Origin of the sequence: Xanthomonas prunicola (genome assembly GCF_002846205.1) — a bacterium.
GTDB lineage: Bacteria > Pseudomonadota > Gammaproteobacteria > Xanthomonadales > Xanthomonadaceae > Xanthomonas > Xanthomonas prunicola.
This window is the reverse complement of the sequence record NZ_PHKV01000020.1, coordinates 1-19,360: the sequence shown is the minus strand read 5'-3', so window position 1 is coordinate 19,360 and position 19,360 is coordinate 1. Positions and strand designations below refer to the sequence as shown.

Below are 19,360 nucleotides of genomic sequence, written 5' to 3'. Positions count from 1 at the left end.
GGCCCAGTCCAGCAACGCCACGTTGCGCGGCCAGGTCGCGTCCGCGCAGAGCGGCAGCGAAGTCGTCGTCACCAACATCGCCACCGGCTCGGTGCGACGTGCGCCGGTCAATGCGAACGGCAACTACACCATCGTCGGTTTGCAGCCGGGCACCTACAAGGTCGAATCCAACGGCGTCAGCCGCACGGTGACCCTGTCGGTGGCCTCCAGCGCCACCGTCGATCTCGGCAACGAGACGGCTGCTGCGCCCGCCGGCGATGCGACCACACTGGACACGGTGACGGTCAGCGCGCCGATGATTCGTGACGTCAAGACCTCTGAGGTGGGGAACACGGTGTCGCTGCGGCAGATCCAGCAGTTGCCGCAGGCCACGCGCAACTTCCTCGAGTTTGCAGACACGGTTCCCGGCATGGTGTTCACCATCGACCAGGACGGCAACACCAAGTTGCGTGGCGGTGCATCCAACGCCAGTTCCAGCAATCTGTATATCGACGGTGTGAGCCAGAAGAGCTACGTCTCCGGCGGCGGTATTGCCGGCCAGGACGAAACCCAGGGCAACCCGTTCCCGCAGCTCGCCATCGGCGAGTACAAGGTCATCACCTCCAACTACAAGGCCGAGTACGGCCAGATCAGCGGCGCGGCCATCACCGCGGCCACCAAGTCCGGTACCAACGAGTTCCACGGCGAGGCGTTCTACCGCTTCACCAACCAGGACCTGCGCAAGGAGCGTCCGGACGAAGAGAACGGCAAGGTCGACTCGCAAACCAAGGAATACGGCTTTGCCGTCGGCGGGCCGTTGATCCAGGACCGCATGCATTTCTTCTTCGCCTACGAAGGCAAGGACAATGTGGCGCCCAAGAGCGTGCAGCCCAGTGCCGAAGCCTCGCCCTTCGTCGGCTTGTTGCCCTCGAACCTGCGCGATCAGTTCGGTGCGTCCAACATGCCGTTCACCGAAGACCTGTACTTCGGCAAGATCGACTTCGAGCCCACCGATAACGATCGCATCGAGCTGGCGACGCAGTACCGCGACGAAACCCAGGTCAGTAACGTCGGTGGCCAGAACGCACCGGATCGCGCGGTGGACAAGATCAACAAGGACAAGCGCACCAGCCTGCGCTGGCAGCACAGTGCCGACAGCTGGTTCAACGAAGCCATCCTCACCACCGAGGATTCGAGCAACGTGCCGACGCCGCGTGGCACTGGCAACGGGTCCATCTATACCTACATCGACCGTACCGAAGCCGATCCGCGCCAGTGGGTGTTCCTCAACACCGGAGCCGCCAGCGGCGAAGATTTCAAATTGCGTAGCCAGAAGGGCTGGTCGTTCCAGAACGATCTGACCTTCAACGCGCTGGAGTGGCATGGCGAGCACACCATCAAGACGGGTGTGACCTACCGCGACATCAAGCTGACCTCGCGCGAGTCCAGCTCGCTCAACCCACAGTTCAGCTATGAGGTCGGCCAGAACGGGGTTGCGCCCGTGCCTTTCCAGGTGCGCTACATCCGTGCGTTCGATAACCCCGGCCAGGTGCCGGTGGTGGAATCGCCTTCCAAGCAATATGGCATTTACCTGCAGGACGACTGGGCGGTGAACGACAAGCTGATGCTCAACATCGGCGTGCGTTACGACTACGAAGACACACCGGCGTACACCGACTTCGTGACTTCGCAGCCGTTTATCAATGCGCTGTATTCCGACGATCCGGACAACCCGGGCCAGCCGTGGGCGAACCGCTTGTTGCCCAGCGGCATCAACGTGGCCGATTACATCAGCACCGGCAACAACCGTAAGAACTTCAAGGATGCCTGGGCGCCGCGCTTCGGCTTCTCGTACGACTTCTTCGGCGACGAGAGTGCGGTGCTGCATGGCGGTGCCGGCCGCTCCTACGATCGCAACCTGTTCGAACAGCTCGCGCTGGAGTCGGTCAAGGCTGCGCTGTCGCCGGTGGTGGTGTATTTCAACGATGCCGCCAGCGGGCAGCCCTGCTTCCGCGATGACCGCGTATGCACGCCGTGGAACCCGGGGTACCTCAACGGTATCGATCAGCTCAATACCATCCCGGGCACCAACGACAGCTCCGAGCTTTTCATGTTCAACAACAAGCTCAAGACCCCGTACAGCGATCAGTACAGCATCGGCATCAGCAACCAGGTGGGCGACTGGCTGACCGACGTTACCTTCCAGCGCGTGCTGGCTTACGACGGTCTGGTGATGAGCCTGGTCAATCGCTATCCGAACGGCGCCTACTTCGATTCCACCGGCAGCGTGCCGTGGGGCGAGCCAGTGCCGGGCTATCGCAATACGATCCTGGGCTATAACGGTCTGGAGCAACGCAGCAGCCAGTTCCTGCTGTCGGCCGAAAAGCCGTATACCAAGGAATCGGGCTGGGGCTTGAACCTGTCCTACACCCACACCAGCGCTCGCCAGAACCGCACCATCGACGAACCGTTCGCCTTCGACAAGGCGACCATTCGCGACTACCCGTTTGTGAAGTCGGATGCTGTGGCGGCACATCGCTTCGTGGCGTCTGGCTCGATCGATGGCCCGTGGGGCGTCACCTTCGGCGCCAAGCTGGTGCTGGCAACGCCGGAGCCGATCAACACGATCGCCTGCTACGGCTTCACCGATCCGGATGGCGGTACCTGTCAGGCAGTCGGCGTGACGCCGCCGGGCAATGGCAAGTTCCTGGTGGGCGGCAAGATCTGGGGTTATCGCACCATCGATCTGCAGGCGAACAAGGAGTTCACGGTGGTGGGCGACTTCAAGCTCAACGCGCGTCTCAACGTGCTCAACGCCTTCAACTTCAAGAACTTCACGCAGTACCAGTACAACAGCTTCGGTAGCGACGGTCGGCTGCAGCCTGATATCACCGTGGTCGACAACGGCGAAATCAGCTACGTGCCACGCAGTGTCGTGCTGGAAGTCGGCGCCAAGTTCTGATGCGTGTGCATTGCCACATGCGCCGACACGGGCATGTGGTATTTCGAACGGGGCCAACTGGCCCCGTTCGTGTGTCCGTCCGCTGTCTTTGCTCAGGAATGCATCCGCATGATTCCCGCTCCACTTCGCAACATCGTCATTGTCGGCGGCGGCACCGCCGGCTGGATGGCGGCCGCCGCGTTTGCGCGCGTGCTTGGGCCCACCTTCAAGGTGCAGCTGATCGAGTCAGAACAGCTGGGCACCATCGGTGTGGGCGAGGCCACCGTGCCACACATCAAGGCCTTCAATAACCTGCTCGGCATCGATGAGGCCGAGTTCGTACGGCAGACCCACGGCAGCTTCAAACTCGGTATCGAGTTCGTCGACTGGCAACGCCCCGGCAGTGCGTACATGCATGGCTTCGGCACGCAGATCGGGCACCCGCTGGGGCTATTGCCGTTCCACCAATACTGGCTCAAGCAACATGCGCGCGGCAGAGCGCAGCCGCTGGGGGCGTACACGCTCAATACCGTGGCGGCCACGCGCGGCAAGTTCATGACATCGGCTGGCGATGTGCCGGCCAACTCGCCGCTGGCCAACATCGCCTACGCGTACCACTTCGATGCCACGCAGTACGCGCACTTTCTACGCAGGTATTCGGAACAGCGCGGTGTCACCCGCATCGAAGGGCTGGTCGAGCAGGTGCAGCTGCATCCGGAAAGCGGCCATGTGCAATCGCTGCAGCTGGCGTCCGGGCAGGTGGTGCATGGCGACTTGTTCATCGATTGCTCCGGCTTCCGTGGGCTGCTGATCGAAGAAGCGCTGCACACCGGCTATCACGATTTCACCCATTGGCTGCCCTGCGATCGCGCGCTGGCGGTGCCCTGCGAAAGCGCGGGACCACCGACGCCGTACACGCGCTCTACCGCACGCGCAGCCGGTTGGCAGTGGCGGATTCCGCTGCAGCACCGCACCGGCAACGGCTATGTGTATTGCAGCGCACACATCAGCGACGATGAAGCCGCCGCTACGCTGCTCGCCAATCTGGATGGCAAGCCGCTGGCCGACCCGCGCCCGCTGCGCTTCACCACCGGCCGGCGCAAACAATGCTGGAACCGCAATGTCGTCGCACTTGGGCTGGCCAGCGGATTTCTGGAGCCGCTGGAATCGACCAGCATCCATCTGATCCAGTCCGGTATTTCCAAGCTGCTGGAGCTGTTTCCGCGCGAGGGCATCAGTCCGGTGCTGGTGCAGCGCTACAACGACCGATCGGCGTTCGAGTTCGATCGCATCCGCGATTTTCTGCTGCTGCATTACCACGCCACCGAACGCGACGACAGCGCGTTCTGGCGGCATTGCCGCAGCATGCCGATCACCCCGGAGCTACAGACCACCCTGGATCTGTTCCGCGACAGCGGGCGGTTCTATCGCAATGCCGAAGAAATGTTTGCCGAGATCAGCTGGGTGCAGGTGATGGTGGGCCAGGGCATCCTGCCGCAGGGCTACCACCCGCTGGTGGATCAAGTGCCCGACCGCGATGCCGAAGGCTTTCTGGCCAGCGTGGCGCAGACCATCTCGCACTGCGTGGACGTCATGCCGACCCACCAGCAGTTCATCGACCGCTATTGCAGGGCAGCGGCGCTGCCGTGAGTGCGTTGGTTTGCACTGCGGCTCGAGCTGAAGCTGATCGTGGTGGAAGTTGCGCATGGCCCGCTAACGGATGCAGATATCGGCGCATGCGGTACCGGCGCACTCCGCTCGGGCGTCCAGGCGATGCATGCTCGCCTGGCACACCGGGTAACGCGCTATCGACCGCGCCAGGCGGCCAGCCGCTGCCGTCGGTCACCGCGACAGACAAACGTGACGGCCAAAAAAAAGGATCGGGCACAAGGCGCGATCCCTTCGAAAACCGGGACAAGCCCGGTGGACAATGCGTGGCACAGCTTCCGACTGACATCGGACGGCGGCATGTTAACGAGACTTTCACTTTAAAGCAATACTTTAATTATTGACTTATAAGCCATTGATTTTACTGCCTATATGGCAGTTGCTTCGAACTGATCAGTTTCGCTGCTGCACCAGCGCCGCGCGGATCTCGGTCTGGATGGCAGTCGCAGCCGCTGCAGGGTTGCTCGCCAGGCGGATCGGACGACCGACGACGATCGCGTCAGCGCCGTCGGTGAATGCCTGCGCCACGCCTACCGTGCGTTGCTGGTCGTCGCCAACCGGGCCACCCGGGCGGATGCCGGGGCAGACGATCGAAAACGCAGCGCCAGTGGCGCGACGGATCGGGCCGGCTTCCTGGCCGGAGGCGATCACCCCGTCGATGCCGGCGGCCTGGGCGGCCAGCGCGCGCTCCACCACCACGTCCACCGGTTCGCGGTCGATGCCCATCGCCGCCAGGTCCGGGCGGCCCATCGAGGTCAGCACGGTCACCGCCAGCAGGCGCATCTCGCCATGGTTGGCTTCGGCCGCGGCCTGCAGCATGCCAGCGTGCCAGCCGTGCACGGTGCAATAGCTCACCGGCCACTGTGCCAGGCGACGGATGGTGCCGGCGACGGTGGCGGGGATGTCGAAGAACTTCAGGTCCACGAACACGCGCTTGTCGCGCTTGGCCAGCGCATCGAGCACATGGAAATACTCGCCGGAGGCCAGCAGTTCCATGCCGATCTTGTAGAACGACACGGAATCGCCGAGACGGTCCACCCAGGCGATTGCTTCGTCATGGCTGGGCACATCCAGCGCGAAGATCAGCCGATCGTGCGCGGCCAGCGGCAATGGCGGGCGGCTCATCGGGCCACCTCCAGCGCAGCGCGCTTGGCGTCGTGGCGCTTTTGCCAGGGTTGCGCATAGTCGTTGTTGAACTGCGCCGGCTCCCAGCCGCCATAGCTGGGATTGGGCAGCATCCACCAGCGCTCGCCAAACCAGTCGTGATACTGCTGCAGCAGCGCGCCGCGCGCCTGGCTGGTGTTGGCGCTGACCTGCACGAAGTCGCCCAGCTGGTCGCCGAACTGCATCAGCACGCGGTAGGTCTGCCCGGCCAGCTGGCGGCGGCAGTTCTTTTCGCTGCCGTTCTGCTCGCAGCCGGGCACCACCGTGCCCAAACCGAGAAACACGCTGTCGTCGGCCACCGGCAGACCCACACTGCGCAGATTGGCCAAGGTGGCGTCCTTGAGGTGCACGGCACGGTTGGAGATGTAGATCAGGGTGATGCCACGCGCATTGGCAGCCTTGGCGAAATCCACCACGCCGGGGATGGCAGTCGCCTTCTTCTCGGCCACCCACTGGTCCCAGCTCAGCTCGTCGTATTCCTTGCCATCGCGCAGCAGGCGCGCTTGGTACGGCGAGTTGTCCAGCACGGTCTCGTCCACGTCCAGCACCACCGCCGGCTTCAGGCCGGTGGCGGCATTGCCGCGTTCTTCGGGGACCAGCGCGTCCCACTTGGGCTGCTTGAGCGCGGCATCGAGCTTGTCGGCCGCAGCGCGGTAGGTCTGCTCGGCCACGGCGCGGTATTCCTCCGAGCGCTGCATCCACAGCACCGCGTTGAGGTTGTCGTCGCCAGCCGGTGCGGGGGTGGTCGACGTCGCGGCCTTGCTGACCGCAGCATTGGCGTCGGCATTGGCAGCTGGGGTGGCTTCCTGCGCACGCGGAGCTGGCGGTGTATCGGCGGGCTTGCAGGCGCTCAGGGCCAACGCTGTGCAGGCGAGCAGAGACGAAAGTGCGTAAAGCGAGGGGCGCATGGCATCCACCAGGACAGGAGCGGCAAGATAAGGAAGCGATTTTAGCGGGTTCGCGCCGCATCGCTCGCTCCGGATGATGGCAACGCTGCTGGATGTGCCTGAGGCGCACAGATGGCGATCTCCGCTATGCGGGTCGTTTCACAGCGTGGCTGCACCGGTCTTCCATCCGATTGCAGATGCGTGCCTGCGCCCGTGCCTGCATGCGCCGACCCGACGCACGCCGCACGACGTAGACATGCTCGATACAACTGTCGATGTCGTAGTCAGCGCCGCATGATCGCCGTATTGGAAGAATGCCGGCAGCGGATCGGCATATCCTTGTGCGCTGCTTGCCCCGGAGTCACCGATGACAGAGACCTCGCCACCGCCCGTTCTCGATACCGCCCAGGCCCGCGTGCTTGGCTGCCTGATCGAAAAAGAGGCCACCACCCCGGACGCCTACCCGCTCACCGTCAACGCCGCGCAGGTGGCGGCCAATCAGAAGACCGCGCGCGAGCCGGTGCTGAACCTGCAGACCGGCGTGGTGCATCACGCGTTACGCCAGCTGGAAACCCTGGGCCTGGTGCGCCAGCAGTTCTCCTCGCGCGCCGAGCGTTACGAACACCGGCTGGGCAGCGTGCTGGATCTGACGCGCCAGCAGGTGGCCCTGATCGGCCTGCTGCTGTTGCGCGGCCCGCAAACCCTGGGCGAACTGTTCGCGCGCAGCGAGCGGCTGGCGCGCTTCAACGATGTCGACGACGTGCGCCATCACCTGGAGCGGCTCATCCAGCGCAGCCTGGCGGTGCAACTGCCGCGCGCCAGCGGCCAACGCGAGGACCGCTACATGCACCTGCTCAGCGGCGAGCTGGATGTGGAGGCGTTGCAGGCTGCGGCGGCGCGCGCTGCGCCAGGCCCCCGCAGCAACGCCGACAGCAGCGAGCTGGAAGCGCGCGTACAAACGCTGGAAGCCACCGTCGCCGAGCTGCAGGATGCGCTGGCCGCCGTGCAGGCGCGCCTGGAGGCGGCTGGCGCCTAGCGCGACGGTCCGCACCTGGGAGATGCCCGCTTCACATCGACGCCTGCGCGGGGCGCAAAGCGCGCAACGACCAGCCAGACCGCCAGACGACGCGCTTGCCGCGCAGTGATGGCGCAGCCTGCGGCCGGCCCGCTTACGTCGGCGTATCCACCTCGTCCCAGTCGGCGTCTTCGAAGTGCAGCAGCCAGTTGAGGGTGTAATGACGCTCGTAGACCACGCCCGGCACGATGCCGGCCGGTGGCGGTTGCTCGCTCTGGCCGGCCTGGCGCACCGCCCAATGCAGGCGCAAGTGCCGGTCCAGCGCATCCAGCAGTTCCGGCACCGGCCGTAGCGTCAGCGACGGGCGCGTCGCGGCTTCGGCATGCTCCAGCGCGCGCTGGGCGGCCAGGGGCACATCGCACAGGTCGGTCGGCTCCGGCAGCACCTCGGCCAGCCCCAGGGCCCACTGCAGCACGGCCAGGCTCTCGTAGCGCCAGCCGAAGTTGGCGAGCTGCTGCGGCTCCGGCGCAGGCTGGGCAAAAAAGGCGCACTCCTGCGGCGACAGTGCCGCCGCCACACCGGGCAGGCGGGCGTCCATCGCTTCCAACGCCGGTGGCGTATCGCCGGCGGCCAGCATCTCCGCGCGCAAGGCCACCGCAAACAATGCCAGCATGCGCTGCGTCACTGCTGCGGCGTCGCGCACCCGCGCTTCGGCCTCGCCAGGCACCGGCGGCAGGCTGGGTGGCACGCGGATGCCTTGCGCGGTCAGCTGCGCGAGTTGCTGCGCACGCCGCTGCAAGGCATCCGGCGGATACGGCACCTGCGCCTGCTCATCGATCGCCGGCTCGCCCTGGCTGATCAGCACCCGCCCGTGCGGATCGCGCACGCTGCCGTCGGCCAGGAAACACACCGCGTTGGCCTGCTCGGCCCACTGCGCCAACTCCCCGAAAGCCGCATCGTCGACCTCGAAAGTGAAATGCTGGCGCACCCGCTGCACATGCCGCATCAGGTGATAGCGCGGCTGGGTCATCTGGCCGTCGCCGGCCTGACTCACGTAGCCGACGAAACCATGCAGATGCGTGGCCAATTCCGGATCGGCGTGGTCGCGGTGCTGCACGGCGACGCGCGGCAGGAAATCCGGCCACAACGGCTCGCGCAGCGTGGAATAGGCGTTGACCAGCAATGGCATGCGAGTGTCCTTGTTGGGGCGACGGACACAACGACGGCGCTCATCGCCAGGCAGGTGCGGTGCGGAGGCGCTGCGCCGCTCGTCCACCGAAGCGCCTGCGCGCCGCCCCCGCCGCGCTGACGACTGTTTGCTGCGTTGTGTCGGCCGCGTTCAGCGGTGAGAGTCGCCGCCAGGGTGCCGCAGGCCTGCCCGGCTGTCCATGTCGGCCGGAGCGAGCGCGATCGTGTAATACAGCACCGGATGGTCCTCCTGGCTCAACACGCGCAGGCCTTGCCGCTGCAATCCGAGTTTTTCCAGCGCGCGAATCGAATCGGCATTGTCCGGCGACACGATCGCGCACAGCTGCGGCAACCCCAGCACATCGCGCGCATGGTCCAGCACTGCGCGCCCGGCCTCGCTGACATAGCCCTTGCCGCGATACTCGGGCAGCAGTGCAAAGCCGATATGCGGCACCGGCAAGGTATCGCGGCACAACAACCCCAATGTGCCGGCAAACGCCCCTTCGGCGCGCGTCTCCACCGCCCAGTGCGCAAAGCCGTATTTTTCCTGGTGCGCCTGCGCCCACTCACGCAGATGATCACGCGCCTGCTCGCGGGTACGCACACCGCGATCGTTGATGCCGGCGATGAAACCGGGGTCGTTGACCAGCGTCAGCACTGCGTCGGCATCGCGCTCGGGATCCAACGTACGCAGGCGCAAACGCGGGGTTTCGATCACGACAGTCACGGCGCACTCCGGCATCAGGGCAAACCAGACTGGCGTGCAGGCGTGTCGCTGGCAAGCCTGCGCCTGCGCAATAACCGCTAGTCGAACAATGCCTGGATCGCCGCCAAGCCCGCACTGGCGCGCTCCTTCTTGCGCTCGGCATCGGCCACCGGGTCGGCGCCATCGCGCTGCAATTCTTCGGCCGGGATCTCGTCGAAGAACCGGCTCGGCTTGAGCCGCACGTGCTCGCCGAACTTGCGCGTCAGCTTGCTGTGGCTCATCCACAGCTGCTCCTTGGCACGGGTGATGCCCACATACAGCAGGCGGCGTTCTTCCTGCAGGTTGCCTTCTTCCAGGCTCACTTCGTGCGGCAGCACGCCGTCTTCGCAGCCGACGATGAACACATAGCGGAACTCCAGGCCCTTGGATGCATGCATGGTCATCATGCGCACCTGGTTGCCGCCATCGTCCTTGTCGTTGCGCGACAGCAGCGCCAGCTGCGCGGCCAGATCGCTGGCGCTGGCGCCACGCGGGCCGCCTTCGAACCACTCGGCCAATTTGTCCAGATTGCGCTTGCGCCGCTGGAAGCCGGTTTCGTCCTTGGACTGATTGCGCAGATCGTTGAGCAGGCCGGACTTTTCGGCCAGGGTGCGCACCAGTTCGCCAGCCGGCATCGTGGCCGAATGCTCGCGCATATCGCGCAGGATATCGGTGAACGCACTCAGGCCATTGGCCGCACGCGGCGGCAGATGCTGCAACGCGCCCATCGATTCGGCCGCGCGCGACATCGGCACCGACTTCGCACTGGCCAGCTCGGCCAACCGCGCCAACGAGGTCGCACCGACCTCGCGCTTGGGCGACTGCACTGCGCGCAAAAACGCCGCGTCGTCTTCGGGGTTGACGATCAGCCGCAGCCACGACAGCACATCCTTGACTTCCTGCCGCTCCAGAAACGCCGTGCCACCGGTCAGGTGATACGGCACGCGCAGCAGCTGCAGCGCTTTTTCCAGCGGCCGCGACTGAAAATTGCCGCGGAACAGGATGCAGAAATCGCTCCACGGCACCTGCTTGGCTGTACCCAGGAACGAGATCTCGGCGGCGACCTTTTCGGCCTCGTGTTCGCTGTCGCGGCATTCCCACACGCGGATGCGTTCGCCGTCGGCCTGGTCGCTCCACAGGGTCTTCAAGTGCTCGTGCGGGTTGTGCGCGATCAAGGCATTGGCCGCACGCAGCACGCGGTTGGAGCAGCGGTAGTTCTGCTCCAGCTTGATGATTTCCAGCGCCGGATAATCGCGCCCCATCTGCTGCAGGTTTTCCGGATTGGCGCCGCGCCAGGCGTAGATGCTCTGGTCGTCGTCGCCCACGCAGGTGAAGTTGCCGCGCGGGCCGGCCAGCATCTTCAACAAGCGGTACTGGGCATCGTTGGTGTCCTGGCACTCGTCCACCAGCAGGTAGCCGATGCGCTCGCGCCAGCCCATCACGATCTCTTCGTTGGCTTCCAGGATCTGCACCGGCAGGCGGATCAGATCGTCGAAGTCCACCGCGTTGAAGGTGGTCAGCCGCGCCTGGTAGCGCTCGTACAGGCTGGCCGCTTCCTTTTCCCGGTTGCTGCGTGCCGCCGCCATTGCCTGTTCGGGCGACAGGCCGGCGTTCTTGGCGCGCGAGATCAGGTTCTTGGCATCCTCGATCGCATCGGGCTTGGCGCCATGCATCAGGTCCTTGATCTGCGCGGCCGCATCGTCGGAATCGAAGATCGAAAAGCCGCGCTTCAAGCCGGCCGCGGCGTGCTCGATCTGCAGGAACTTCAGTCCCAGCGCATGGAAGGTGCAGATGGTCAGGCCATCGGCGCCATCGCCACGGATGCGCTTGGCCACACGCTCGCGCATTTCCTTGGCCGACTTGTTGGTGAAGGTGATCGCGGCGATGCGCTTGGCCGGATAGCGGCCGGTGGCGATCAGGTGCGCGATCTTTTCCACGATCACGCGCGTCTTGCCGCTGCCGGCACCGGCCAGCACCAACAAGGGACCTTCGCAGTGCAGCACTGCGGCGCTTTGCGGGGGATTGAGACCGTGCATTGCGTAACTTATTCGACGGCCCTGAATGATACCGCGAACCGCACGTACGCCAACTGCAGGATCGAAGACAACTTCTCTAAAGGTTTAATTCGTTTGCGCCGATAGATGTGACTGCCCATCAATTCAATCAATCCATGTCCGCACGCATACCTCCCTTCGTTGCTGCCACACCTCGGATCATGATTCTGGCGATATCCCTGCTGTGTTTGTGTGGCTTCAGAAGCAGCCAGGCCGCGCTACAGGTTTTCGATGTGGAACAGGAAGGTAGCACCGTCGCATCTGGCTCTGAACCAACAAAGAACCAGGCCCGCCTGCGCATCAACAACGATGGACTGATGTTCTACATCTATACAAACACAGCCTGTGCGCCCCAACAGGCAGGTAGCGTCTACCAATATTCACCGTCACAGAATAAAAGCGTCAAGGATGTCCTGTTATTTAGAAAGCCAAAGCCTACAAGCGCTGGAATCCCGCTACGTTCCGAAAAGATGCCTGTCACTTATAACGAATACCGTATTCCTGCCGGAGTTCCATTAGTCGTTGCCACAGGATTTTATTCCGATGCGGGCCCAGCAAACTCCCAAGGACTAAACGTGAAGGCCACCTGTGGCCCAGTCTTTTCCGCGTTCACCCCTGAGGCCGGAAAGGACTACGAGGTGGAAAGTCCGCGGAAGAAGCATCTGTGCAAGGCCGTGGTTAGCCAGCTGGACGCTTCGGGCGAAAAATCGACTGCGCCCGTTGATGTCACTGCGGTAGGTATGTGCAGCCAAGGCAGCCTGAAACTGGTGCCCGTTCCAGTCGGCGAGGAGTGATACAAACGACGTGAACTGATGCGTCAAGCGGAAACCAGGTCGTCGGCAGATGCGCTTAGAATTACCCGATGGCCAAGCTCTATTTCTACTATTCGGCAATGAATGCCGGCAAGACCACGACCTTGCTGCAGTCCGCGCACAACTACCGCGAGCGCGGCATGCGCACGCTGATCCTGACGCCCAAGCTCGATCACCGCGCCGGCAGCGGCGTGGTCGCATCGCGGATCGGCCTGCGCGCGGACGGGCGCATCTTCGAGCGCGACACCGAGTTGCAGCAGCTGGTCGAGCGCGACATCCACAATGACGGCGCGTTGCACTGCGTGCTGGTGGACGAGGCGCAATTCCTCAGCCGTGCGCAGGTGTGGCAGCTGAGCGAGGTGGTCGACCGCCTGCGCATTCCGGTGCTGTGCTACGGCCTGCGCACCGATTTTCGCGGTGAGCTGTTCGAAGGCAGCCAATTCCTGCTGGCCTGGGCCGACGAGCTGGAAGAGATCAAGACCATCTGCCACAGCGGCAGCAAGGCGACCATGACCGTGCGCGTGGATGCGCACGGGCACGCGGTGCAGGACGGCCCGCAGGTGGAGATCGGCGGCAACGAGCGCTATGTCTCGGTCAGCCGCGCCGAGTTCAAGAAGATCATGCGTGGGGAAGGCCGCATCGATCCGCTACAGATCGCCTTGCCGCTGCCGGTTGCCTAGCGCCGGGCATGGCAGCGTATCTGCAGTGCTGTTGCCGCCGAGGTGGATTGAGGCCGGCTGCGCCGGCGTGATCAGCGTTCGATCACATCGATCTTCGCGCTGTGGCACGCAACCCGGTGTCGTGCCAAGAAGGCACGGCAGGTATGGGCCAGACACATGGCGGCTCGCTTCTCGCCAGCGCCCCATGCCTTGCCGCCGCGCTGACAGCAGTCGCTGGAACCAACCTCTGCTCGTGGCGCAGGGCCACTTCCTCGGCCGCTAGGCCCGATCCACCAACCGCGACCTATCCGTTCTGCAGGTGCTGCTAAACCTGTGCGGGCATGCGGTCACGGCGGCATCGCGATCACTGGCGCACAGGCGTATCGTGGCGGTGTAATACAGCGGCGCGCCACATAGCCCAGCGCAACCGCAGCCCTGTAAACTGGTCATCAGCCACTCTTTGGAGGCACTCATGGGTCCACTGCCTCCTGCATTACGCGCCGACATCGCGCGCGTTGGCCGGCTCTCGTCGGTCCCCGACGTATTGACCATCCTCACCCGTCTGACCGGAATGGGGTTTGCCGCCGTCGCGCGCGTGACCGATACGCGCTGGATCACCTGCCAGGTGCAAGATGAGCTGTCTCTCGGACTGGCACCCGGCGACGAGCTGCCCTTGGTCACCACCTTCTGCGACAGCGTGCGCACCCAGGGCAATGCGATCTGGTTCGGGCATGCCTCCGAGCACCCGACCTTCCGCGACCACCCCACGCCCAAGCTCTACGGCTTCGAAAGTTACGTCTCGGTGCCGATCAAGTTCGACGATGGCAGCGTGTTCGGTACGTTATGCGCGCTGGACCCGTTGCCGCGCGTCATGGACGCACCGCTGGTGGAAAAGGTCGAGCTGCTGGCGCAGCTGCTGGCCGCACAGATCCAGGCCGAGCAGCGTGCCGAAGAGAGCGCGCTGGAGTCGCGGCGGGCACGCAATGAACTGGGACGTGTCGGTGCCTCGGCGCGCTTGCGCGAGGAGTTCATCGGCATCCTCGGTCACGACCTGCGCAACCCGCTGCAATCGATGCATGCCGTGGTGGACGCGCTGTCCATCGATCCGCTCAACCAGCGCCAGGGTGCGTCGATACGCTCGATGCAGCGCAGCCTGCGCCGCATGGAAGAACTGATCGATTTCGCCTGCGATTTCGCCCGCGGTATCGAGCGCGACTGGCTGCAGCTGGACTACGGCAGCGGCAGCGATCTGCTCGATGCGCTGTCGCAGGTGGTCGACGAAACCCGCGCCGCCTATCCCAACCAGGTGCTGTCCACGCACGTGGCCATCGACGAGCCGGTGCACGGCGATGCGGTGCGTCTGGCGCAGATGTTCGGCAGCATGATGATCAACGCGGTCGTGCAAGGCCCGCAAAGTTCGCTGATCAAGGCGGTCGCGGTGACCGAACAGGGCCGGCTGCGCATCGAAGTCTGCAATCTGGATGGAATCGATCCGCGTCGGCTCGATATCCTGCACGCGTCCACCCATGTGCATGCCGACGGACGTGCGCTGCCCGACGTCGATCTGGGCTTGCATATGGCAGCGCAGATCGCAAAGGCCCATCAAGGCGAACTGCGCATCATCAGCGGCAAGCAAGGCACCTGCTTCCGCGTGGAGTTGGCCTGCGCACGCCCGCGTGGGCGCCTGCACCTGGTCGACCCATCGGCGCCGCCCTGAGCGCTTTACGCAGCGACCGTCAGCCTGCGAAGAAGCACATCAGCAGGCCACGCGCCAACGCCCGATGTGGCGGACTCTAGGCACTCGCAGGCCCATTGCCGCGCCGCAGCGCGAAGCGAGTGCAACAACAGACGCCCGCCGCCTCGCGCAGCGATCCTCAATAGATCTTGCGCTCGCTTGCCGCCGGCGGGGTCCACTGATACAGCCAGGTTTCGGTAAGCGGCTTACCGTTGGCACGCAGATACAGGCGGATATCGATCTGCTGGGTGCCTTCGTCCGGCGGTACCAGGTCAAACATCGCCCGATAGCCTTTGAGCTCATGCAGCGGGCGCGCCGACACGATTTCGGTGGTGCCGCGCGACACCTGCAGCACCGCCTCCACCTTGGCCTTGGGGTCCTTCGCCAACGCCGCCAGTTCGCCACCGGCAAAATCCACCGCAAAGCGCCAGGAGAAATGGCTGCGCTTTTGCCCCACGATGCCGCCAAGGCCGGTTCGGGTGGCCACGCAGTGCGCAAGCGGAGAGCTGGCCGGCGGTTGCGCGCCCCAGTACAGCCGGTAGCCCATCAGCAATTCCTGCCCAGGCTGCGGCTTGGCTTGCGGGTTCCAGAACGCCACGATGTTGTCGAAGGTTTCGTCCACGGTCGGAATCTCGACCAACTGCACCGAGCCTTTGCCCCAACCACTCTTGGGTTCCACCCACAGACACGGGCGCTTCTCGTAAAACACGCCATCGTCCTGGTAATGATCGAAGTTGCGGTCGCGCTGGAGCAGCCCGAAGCCGCGCGGGTTCTCGTCGACAAACATGTTGAAGCGCAGGTGCGGCGGGTTGCACAACGGACGCCAGATCCACTCGCCGCCGCCGGTCCACATCGCCAGGCCATCGGTGTCGTGAATTTCCGGGCGCCAGTCCCAGTCCATCCGGTTATCGTTTTCGCCGACCTGGTACATGCTGGTGCACGGCCCGATGCCCAACCGCTCGATCGTCTTGCGCGGGTACAGCGCGCTGTCGATGTCCATCAGCAGCACATCGCCATTGGTGATGGCGAACCGGTACGCGCCGGCAATGCTGGGCGAATCCAGCAACCCATACACCACCACCGTGTTCGAGTCGTCGGCCGGCTGCTCCAGGTAATAGGCGATGAAGTCCGGAAACTCTTCCGGCCCGCCGGTACCGGTATCGATCGCCAGCCCGCGCGCGGATTGTCCGTACTGGCCTTCCTTACCGACAGCACGGAAATAGCTCGCGCCCAGGAACGCCGAGAAGTCGCGATCGGTGTCCTTGCGCGTATTGAGCCGGAAACCGGCAAAGCCCAGATCCTTCGGCAACTGCTTGCCCCCAAGCCCGCTTTTGCCGTAATCGAATGCGGCCGGGTCGTACGCCAGCTGCTGCGCCTTGCCATCGACGATGCCGTAGATGTGCACCGGGGTATGGAAATACAGCCCCAGATGAAAGAACTTCGCCTGGAATTTGCCATTGCCATCGGCCCACAGCGCGTGATCCTGGCGGTAGCGGATGGACTGGTATTGATCCCAGTTCAGCGCCTCCAGCGGCCCCGGCAATACCTGCTTATGGCTCTTGTACGGCGCCTTTGCCAGCTCGCGCGCCTGACCCTTCAACCAAGCGTAGTCGAACGGCTGCGGCTGTCCGAGTCGACGCAAGCCAACGGCCTTGGCCGCCAGCGCCCATTGCGGCAACGCCGGCAAACCGAGCGCGGCCAATGCGGCAGCAGCATTCTTCAGGAAGTGGCGTCGTTGCATGCGCATCGATCTGGTCAGGGATTGGGCGACATCATAGCCACAGCCCGGCATCGAGGTGAATGCGCACCTTAGCGAGGCACGGACGGCACATCGCATGCATTGGCCAGCGCGAGCGCTTTGGCCTGGCCGCACAGGAACTGTCGCTGCGCCTGCTCCTCGTCCGTCCCGGTATAGCGCAGCAGCGTCCACTGCTCCTGCGCCTGCATCTGCGCCCCCGGCGCGAGCTGCCGATACGGCGCGTGCACCTCCATTTCCAGCAATCCCTGCGCCGGATGCTGGGGTGGCGCATCCAGATACAGCTCCACCTGTCCTTGTTCGGGGTGGATCGCCGCCAGCGGTTGATGCGCGAAGCGAATCACCAATACTTGCCCGCCGGCAAAACCGGCCATCCATCCCGCAGATGGCTGCAGTAACAGCTTGCCGCGCTGGATCAGTCCGTCTTGGCGCGCATCGGCGCGCAGCGCAAAGATGCCGCGCTCGAGCTTAAAACGCGGCGCAGTCGTGCCGGCCTCGCTCGGCGGCTGCACGCGAATGTCCGCAGCAGCGGCAACCGGCACAAAGACCCTGGTTGTGGCCGCAACCCGCGTGTTGAACCAGAGATCCCAGGCGATGGGTTGCGTGCGGATATTGCGTGCGCTGACCTGGATCTCCACGGTGTCCGCACGCGCTGCAGAAAGTTTGATCTGCTTGCGCAGTTGCACGCCGGTCAGCGGGCTCGGCACGCCTTTAAATACCAACGCGGCCTGATCCCGCCGGGTGACGTGCGTCTGCGCCAACGACAGATACGGGTCTGGCGGCCACACCGCAGCCGCCGCTTGACGCTCGAGGTTGAGCTGCTGGTGCAACCACCACTGACTCTGCGGCCCAACCCACACATCATGGCCAAAATACGGGATATCCCCCGAAGCGGCTGAAACCTCGGGCGCAGGCTGTCGCTCCACCGCCGCACCGACTTTCAAGACATTCGGCTGACCGTGCAGATTGAACGACAGCGTGCGCCCACCAAATGCTGGCGTAGCGCTCAACCCAACTGCCTTGCTGCGCAATTGGATGCGCTCTACTGCAGCTGCGTAAGCGGGTGCGGGCGTCATTGCGCACGACGGCGTTATGCACAACAGCGCAACTGCACCGAGAACCACCTGCGGAATGACGAGCTTCGGCGAGCTGGACATAGCGTGATTCCAAACAAGGACCTCGGGATTGTGGACCGCTGTATCTGTGGAAGCCAGAAAACGCCAGTTGCGCCTGCGTCTTCGCTGCTTGATACGCGCAAGACGCGATTTGGATTTGCGTCTACCGGCACACTGACGGCGCCCATATGGCTGCCTCTCAGCACGTTCCGACAATGTCACGATATGACGGGTAAATGTGTGCGAGCAAGAAGTACGCGGGTTGCGGCCGTCTGGTACCTCCGAACGGAAAGGCAGCGCACTAGCCCGCCACGTACCTGAGGATCGCAAATGCATGCGAGAGCCACTGCTGACGTCGCAGCGTTGCGACGTATTGGCCTGTGTAACGCGTCACTTGATAAGCAACTTGGCACATTGATGCGAGCTGCTTTGCAGGGCTTTTCGTCGGGGCATCTGGGCACAACCCCTATCAAGCTAGTCGTCAAAGACTGTATCGAGATGGCATACCCCCTACCGCTGACAACTCCCGCACCACACCGTGGCGCGTTGGCCGATCATCGCGTGCTTCAACACGCATCCACACTGTTTGCAGGGCTCGCCTTCGCGGCCGTAAACGGTCAGTTCCTGTTCGAAATAGCCGGGCGCACCGTCCGGACTGATGAAGTCGCGCAAGGTGGTACCACCGCGTTGGATGGCATACGCCAGGATGTCCTTGACTGCGTCGGCTAGACGCCGGTAGCGATCCAAAGACACCTTTCCTGCCTCGCGTAACGGGCTGATCCCAGCGCGATGCAGGCTTTCGGCAGCATAGATATTGCCAACGCCGACAACCACAGCTTGGTCCATCAAAAAGGTTTTGACAGCGGCACGGCGGCCACGCGCCAGCCCATGCAGATAATCACCAGTAAATGCTTCCGATAATGGTTCTGGACCAAGCGCAGCAAGTAATTCATGGGCCTGGGTGTCGGATTGCCACAGCAAACAGCCAAAGCGACGTGGATCGTTGAAGCGCAGGACGCTGCCATTTTGCAGACTGATATCCACGTGGTCATGCGCCCGCGGCAACGTATCGCCAGGCAGCACCCGCAGGCTTCCGGACATTCCCAAATGCAGCAATGCGCTGCCGCCCGCATCCGTGTCGATCAGTAAGTACTTCGCACGGCGCCGCACGTTTATGATGGTGGCGCCGGGAAGCAAGCGCTCTATCTGCTCAGGAATCGGCCAGCGCAAATCAGGTCGACGCAGGATGACGCCATGGATGCGTTGCCCAAGCAGGTGCGGCGACAAGCCGCGCAGCGTTGTTTCAACCTCAGGCAATTCGGGCATTAGCGCATCCAGACAAGTGCCGGTCACGCACCGGCAAAGCGGGATATGGAGGCCGATGCGCTCGAATGCAATCGGCGCTTCCCTGCAGACGCTCTTATAGCCACTGCTTCGACTGCTTGAGCCTGAGGCTGTGATCGGTGACGCAGCTGCGTGCCCGCTGCCTGGAAGTTTCCAGAGCCTTAAGCCTTAGCCTGCACCTGCAGGCACTGTTGCGAGGCCGCATCTTGCCTGCCTGAGCGGCGCTGACTTCGCCTGTGGGCGTACTCGCCGACGTGCAGCCAAAAAGAAGAAACCCTCCATCCTTTCGGATAGAGGG

Annotated in this window: 14 protein-coding genes; 6 read left to right on the top strand and 8 right to left on the bottom strand. The window is 63.9% G+C overall.

All coding sequences use genetic code 11. The features are described 5' to 3' along the window. A partial coding sequence (locus XpruCFBP8353_RS22180; protein WP_101365154.1) for a TonB-dependent receptor occupies positions 1-2,941 on the top strand: 2,941 nt, incomplete at its 5' end. A gap of 108 nt (positions 2,942-3,049) precedes the next feature. Further along, positions 3,050-4,570 carry a tryptophan halogenase family protein gene (locus XpruCFBP8353_RS22175; RefSeq protein ID WP_101365153.1) on the top strand — a complete coding sequence of 507 codons (1,521 nt, stop codon included), beginning with the start codon at positions 3,050-3,052 and terminating at the stop codon, positions 4,568-4,570. 411 nt (positions 4,571-4,981) lie between these two features. Here the strand turns inward: XpruCFBP8353_RS22175 and pyrF are convergent, their stop codons facing one another. Beyond that, positions 4,982-5,713 (bottom strand): orotidine-5'-phosphate decarboxylase, encoded by a 732-nt coding sequence (gene pyrF, locus XpruCFBP8353_RS22170; protein WP_101365150.1) that lies wholly within the window; start codon positions 5,711-5,713, stop codon positions 4,982-4,984. After that, positions 5,710-6,669: a 5'-nucleotidase, lipoprotein e(P4) family gene (locus tag XpruCFBP8353_RS22165; RefSeq protein ID WP_108723596.1), complete on the bottom strand. Its 960-nt coding sequence runs from the start codon at positions 6,667-6,669 to the stop codon at positions 5,710-5,712. Before XpruCFBP8353_RS22165 ends, pyrF begins: the two co-directional genes overlap by 4 nt. A 337-nt stretch (positions 6,670-7,006) precedes the next feature. Here XpruCFBP8353_RS22165 and XpruCFBP8353_RS22160 point away from each other — a divergent pair, with 337 nt between their 5' ends. Then, positions 7,007-7,675: a YceH family protein gene (locus XpruCFBP8353_RS22160; RefSeq protein ID WP_101365149.1), complete on the top strand. Its 669-nt coding sequence runs from the start codon at positions 7,007-7,009 to the stop codon at positions 7,673-7,675. A gap of 133 nt (positions 7,676-7,808) precedes the next feature. On the opposite strand, the gene XpruCFBP8353_RS22155 is transcribed toward XpruCFBP8353_RS22160, so the two are convergent. From XpruCFBP8353_RS22155 to rep, 3 genes are all read right to left on the bottom strand, one after another. Continuing rightward, positions 7,809-8,843 (bottom strand): DUF4272 domain-containing protein, encoded by a 1,035-nt coding sequence (locus XpruCFBP8353_RS22155; RefSeq protein WP_101365148.1) that lies wholly within the window; start codon positions 8,841-8,843, stop codon positions 7,809-7,811. Between the two features lie 150 nt (positions 8,844-8,993). Beyond that, positions 8,994-9,584: a GNAT family N-acetyltransferase gene (locus XpruCFBP8353_RS22150; protein ID WP_101365147.1), complete on the bottom strand. Its 591-nt coding sequence runs from the start codon at positions 9,582-9,584 to the stop codon at positions 8,994-8,996. A gap of 62 nt (positions 9,585-9,646) precedes the next feature. Then, positions 9,647-11,623 carry a DNA helicase Rep gene (gene rep, locus XpruCFBP8353_RS22145; protein WP_101365146.1) on the bottom strand — a complete coding sequence of 659 codons (1,977 nt, stop codon included), beginning with the start codon at positions 11,621-11,623 and terminating at the stop codon, positions 9,647-9,649. A gap of 134 nt (positions 11,624-11,757) precedes the next feature. On the opposite strand from rep, the gene XpruCFBP8353_RS23595 reads away from it, so the two are divergent. The 3 genes from XpruCFBP8353_RS23595 to XpruCFBP8353_RS22130 all read left to right on the top strand — a co-directional run bounded on the left by XpruCFBP8353_RS23595 (position 11,758) and on the right by XpruCFBP8353_RS22130 (position 14,829). After that, the gene (locus tag XpruCFBP8353_RS23595; protein WP_133125695.1) at positions 11,758-12,435 is read left to right on the top strand and encodes a hypothetical protein; all 678 of its coding nucleotides are present in this window, start codon (positions 11,758-11,760) and stop codon (positions 12,433-12,435) included. Between the two features lie 68 nt (positions 12,436-12,503). Then, positions 12,504-13,133 carry a thymidine kinase gene (locus tag XpruCFBP8353_RS22135; RefSeq protein ID WP_005917020.1) on the top strand — a complete coding sequence of 210 codons (630 nt, stop codon included), beginning with the start codon at positions 12,504-12,506 and terminating at the stop codon, positions 13,131-13,133. A 451-nt stretch (positions 13,134-13,584) separates the two neighbouring features. Next, positions 13,585-14,829 carry a GAF domain-containing sensor histidine kinase gene (locus XpruCFBP8353_RS22130; protein ID WP_101365144.1) on the top strand — a complete coding sequence of 415 codons (1,245 nt, stop codon included), beginning with the start codon at positions 13,585-13,587 and terminating at the stop codon, positions 14,827-14,829. Between the two features lie 157 nt (positions 14,830-14,986). Here the strand turns inward: XpruCFBP8353_RS22130 and XpruCFBP8353_RS22125 are convergent, their stop codons facing one another. The 3 genes from XpruCFBP8353_RS22125 to mutM all read right to left on the bottom strand — a co-directional run bounded on the left by XpruCFBP8353_RS22125 (position 14,987) and on the right by mutM (position 19,044). After that, positions 14,987-16,588 carry a glucan biosynthesis protein gene (locus tag XpruCFBP8353_RS22125; RefSeq protein ID WP_101365151.1) on the bottom strand — a complete coding sequence of 534 codons (1,602 nt, stop codon included), beginning with the start codon at positions 16,586-16,588 and terminating at the stop codon, positions 14,987-14,989. A gap of 68 nt (positions 16,589-16,656) precedes the next feature. Beyond that, positions 16,657-17,760, bottom strand: coding sequence for a DUF4380 domain-containing protein (locus tag XpruCFBP8353_RS22120; RefSeq protein WP_101365143.1), 1,104 nt, complete (start codon positions 17,758-17,760; stop codon positions 16,657-16,659). A gap of 468 nt (positions 17,761-18,228) precedes the next feature. Continuing rightward, the gene (mutM, locus tag XpruCFBP8353_RS22115) at positions 18,229-19,044 is read right to left on the bottom strand and encodes a bifunctional DNA-formamidopyrimidine glycosylase/DNA-(apurinic or apyrimidinic site) lyase (protein ID WP_101365142.1); all 816 of its coding nucleotides are present in this window, start codon (positions 19,042-19,044) and stop codon (positions 18,229-18,231) included. Positions 19,045-19,360 lie beyond the last annotated feature (316 nt).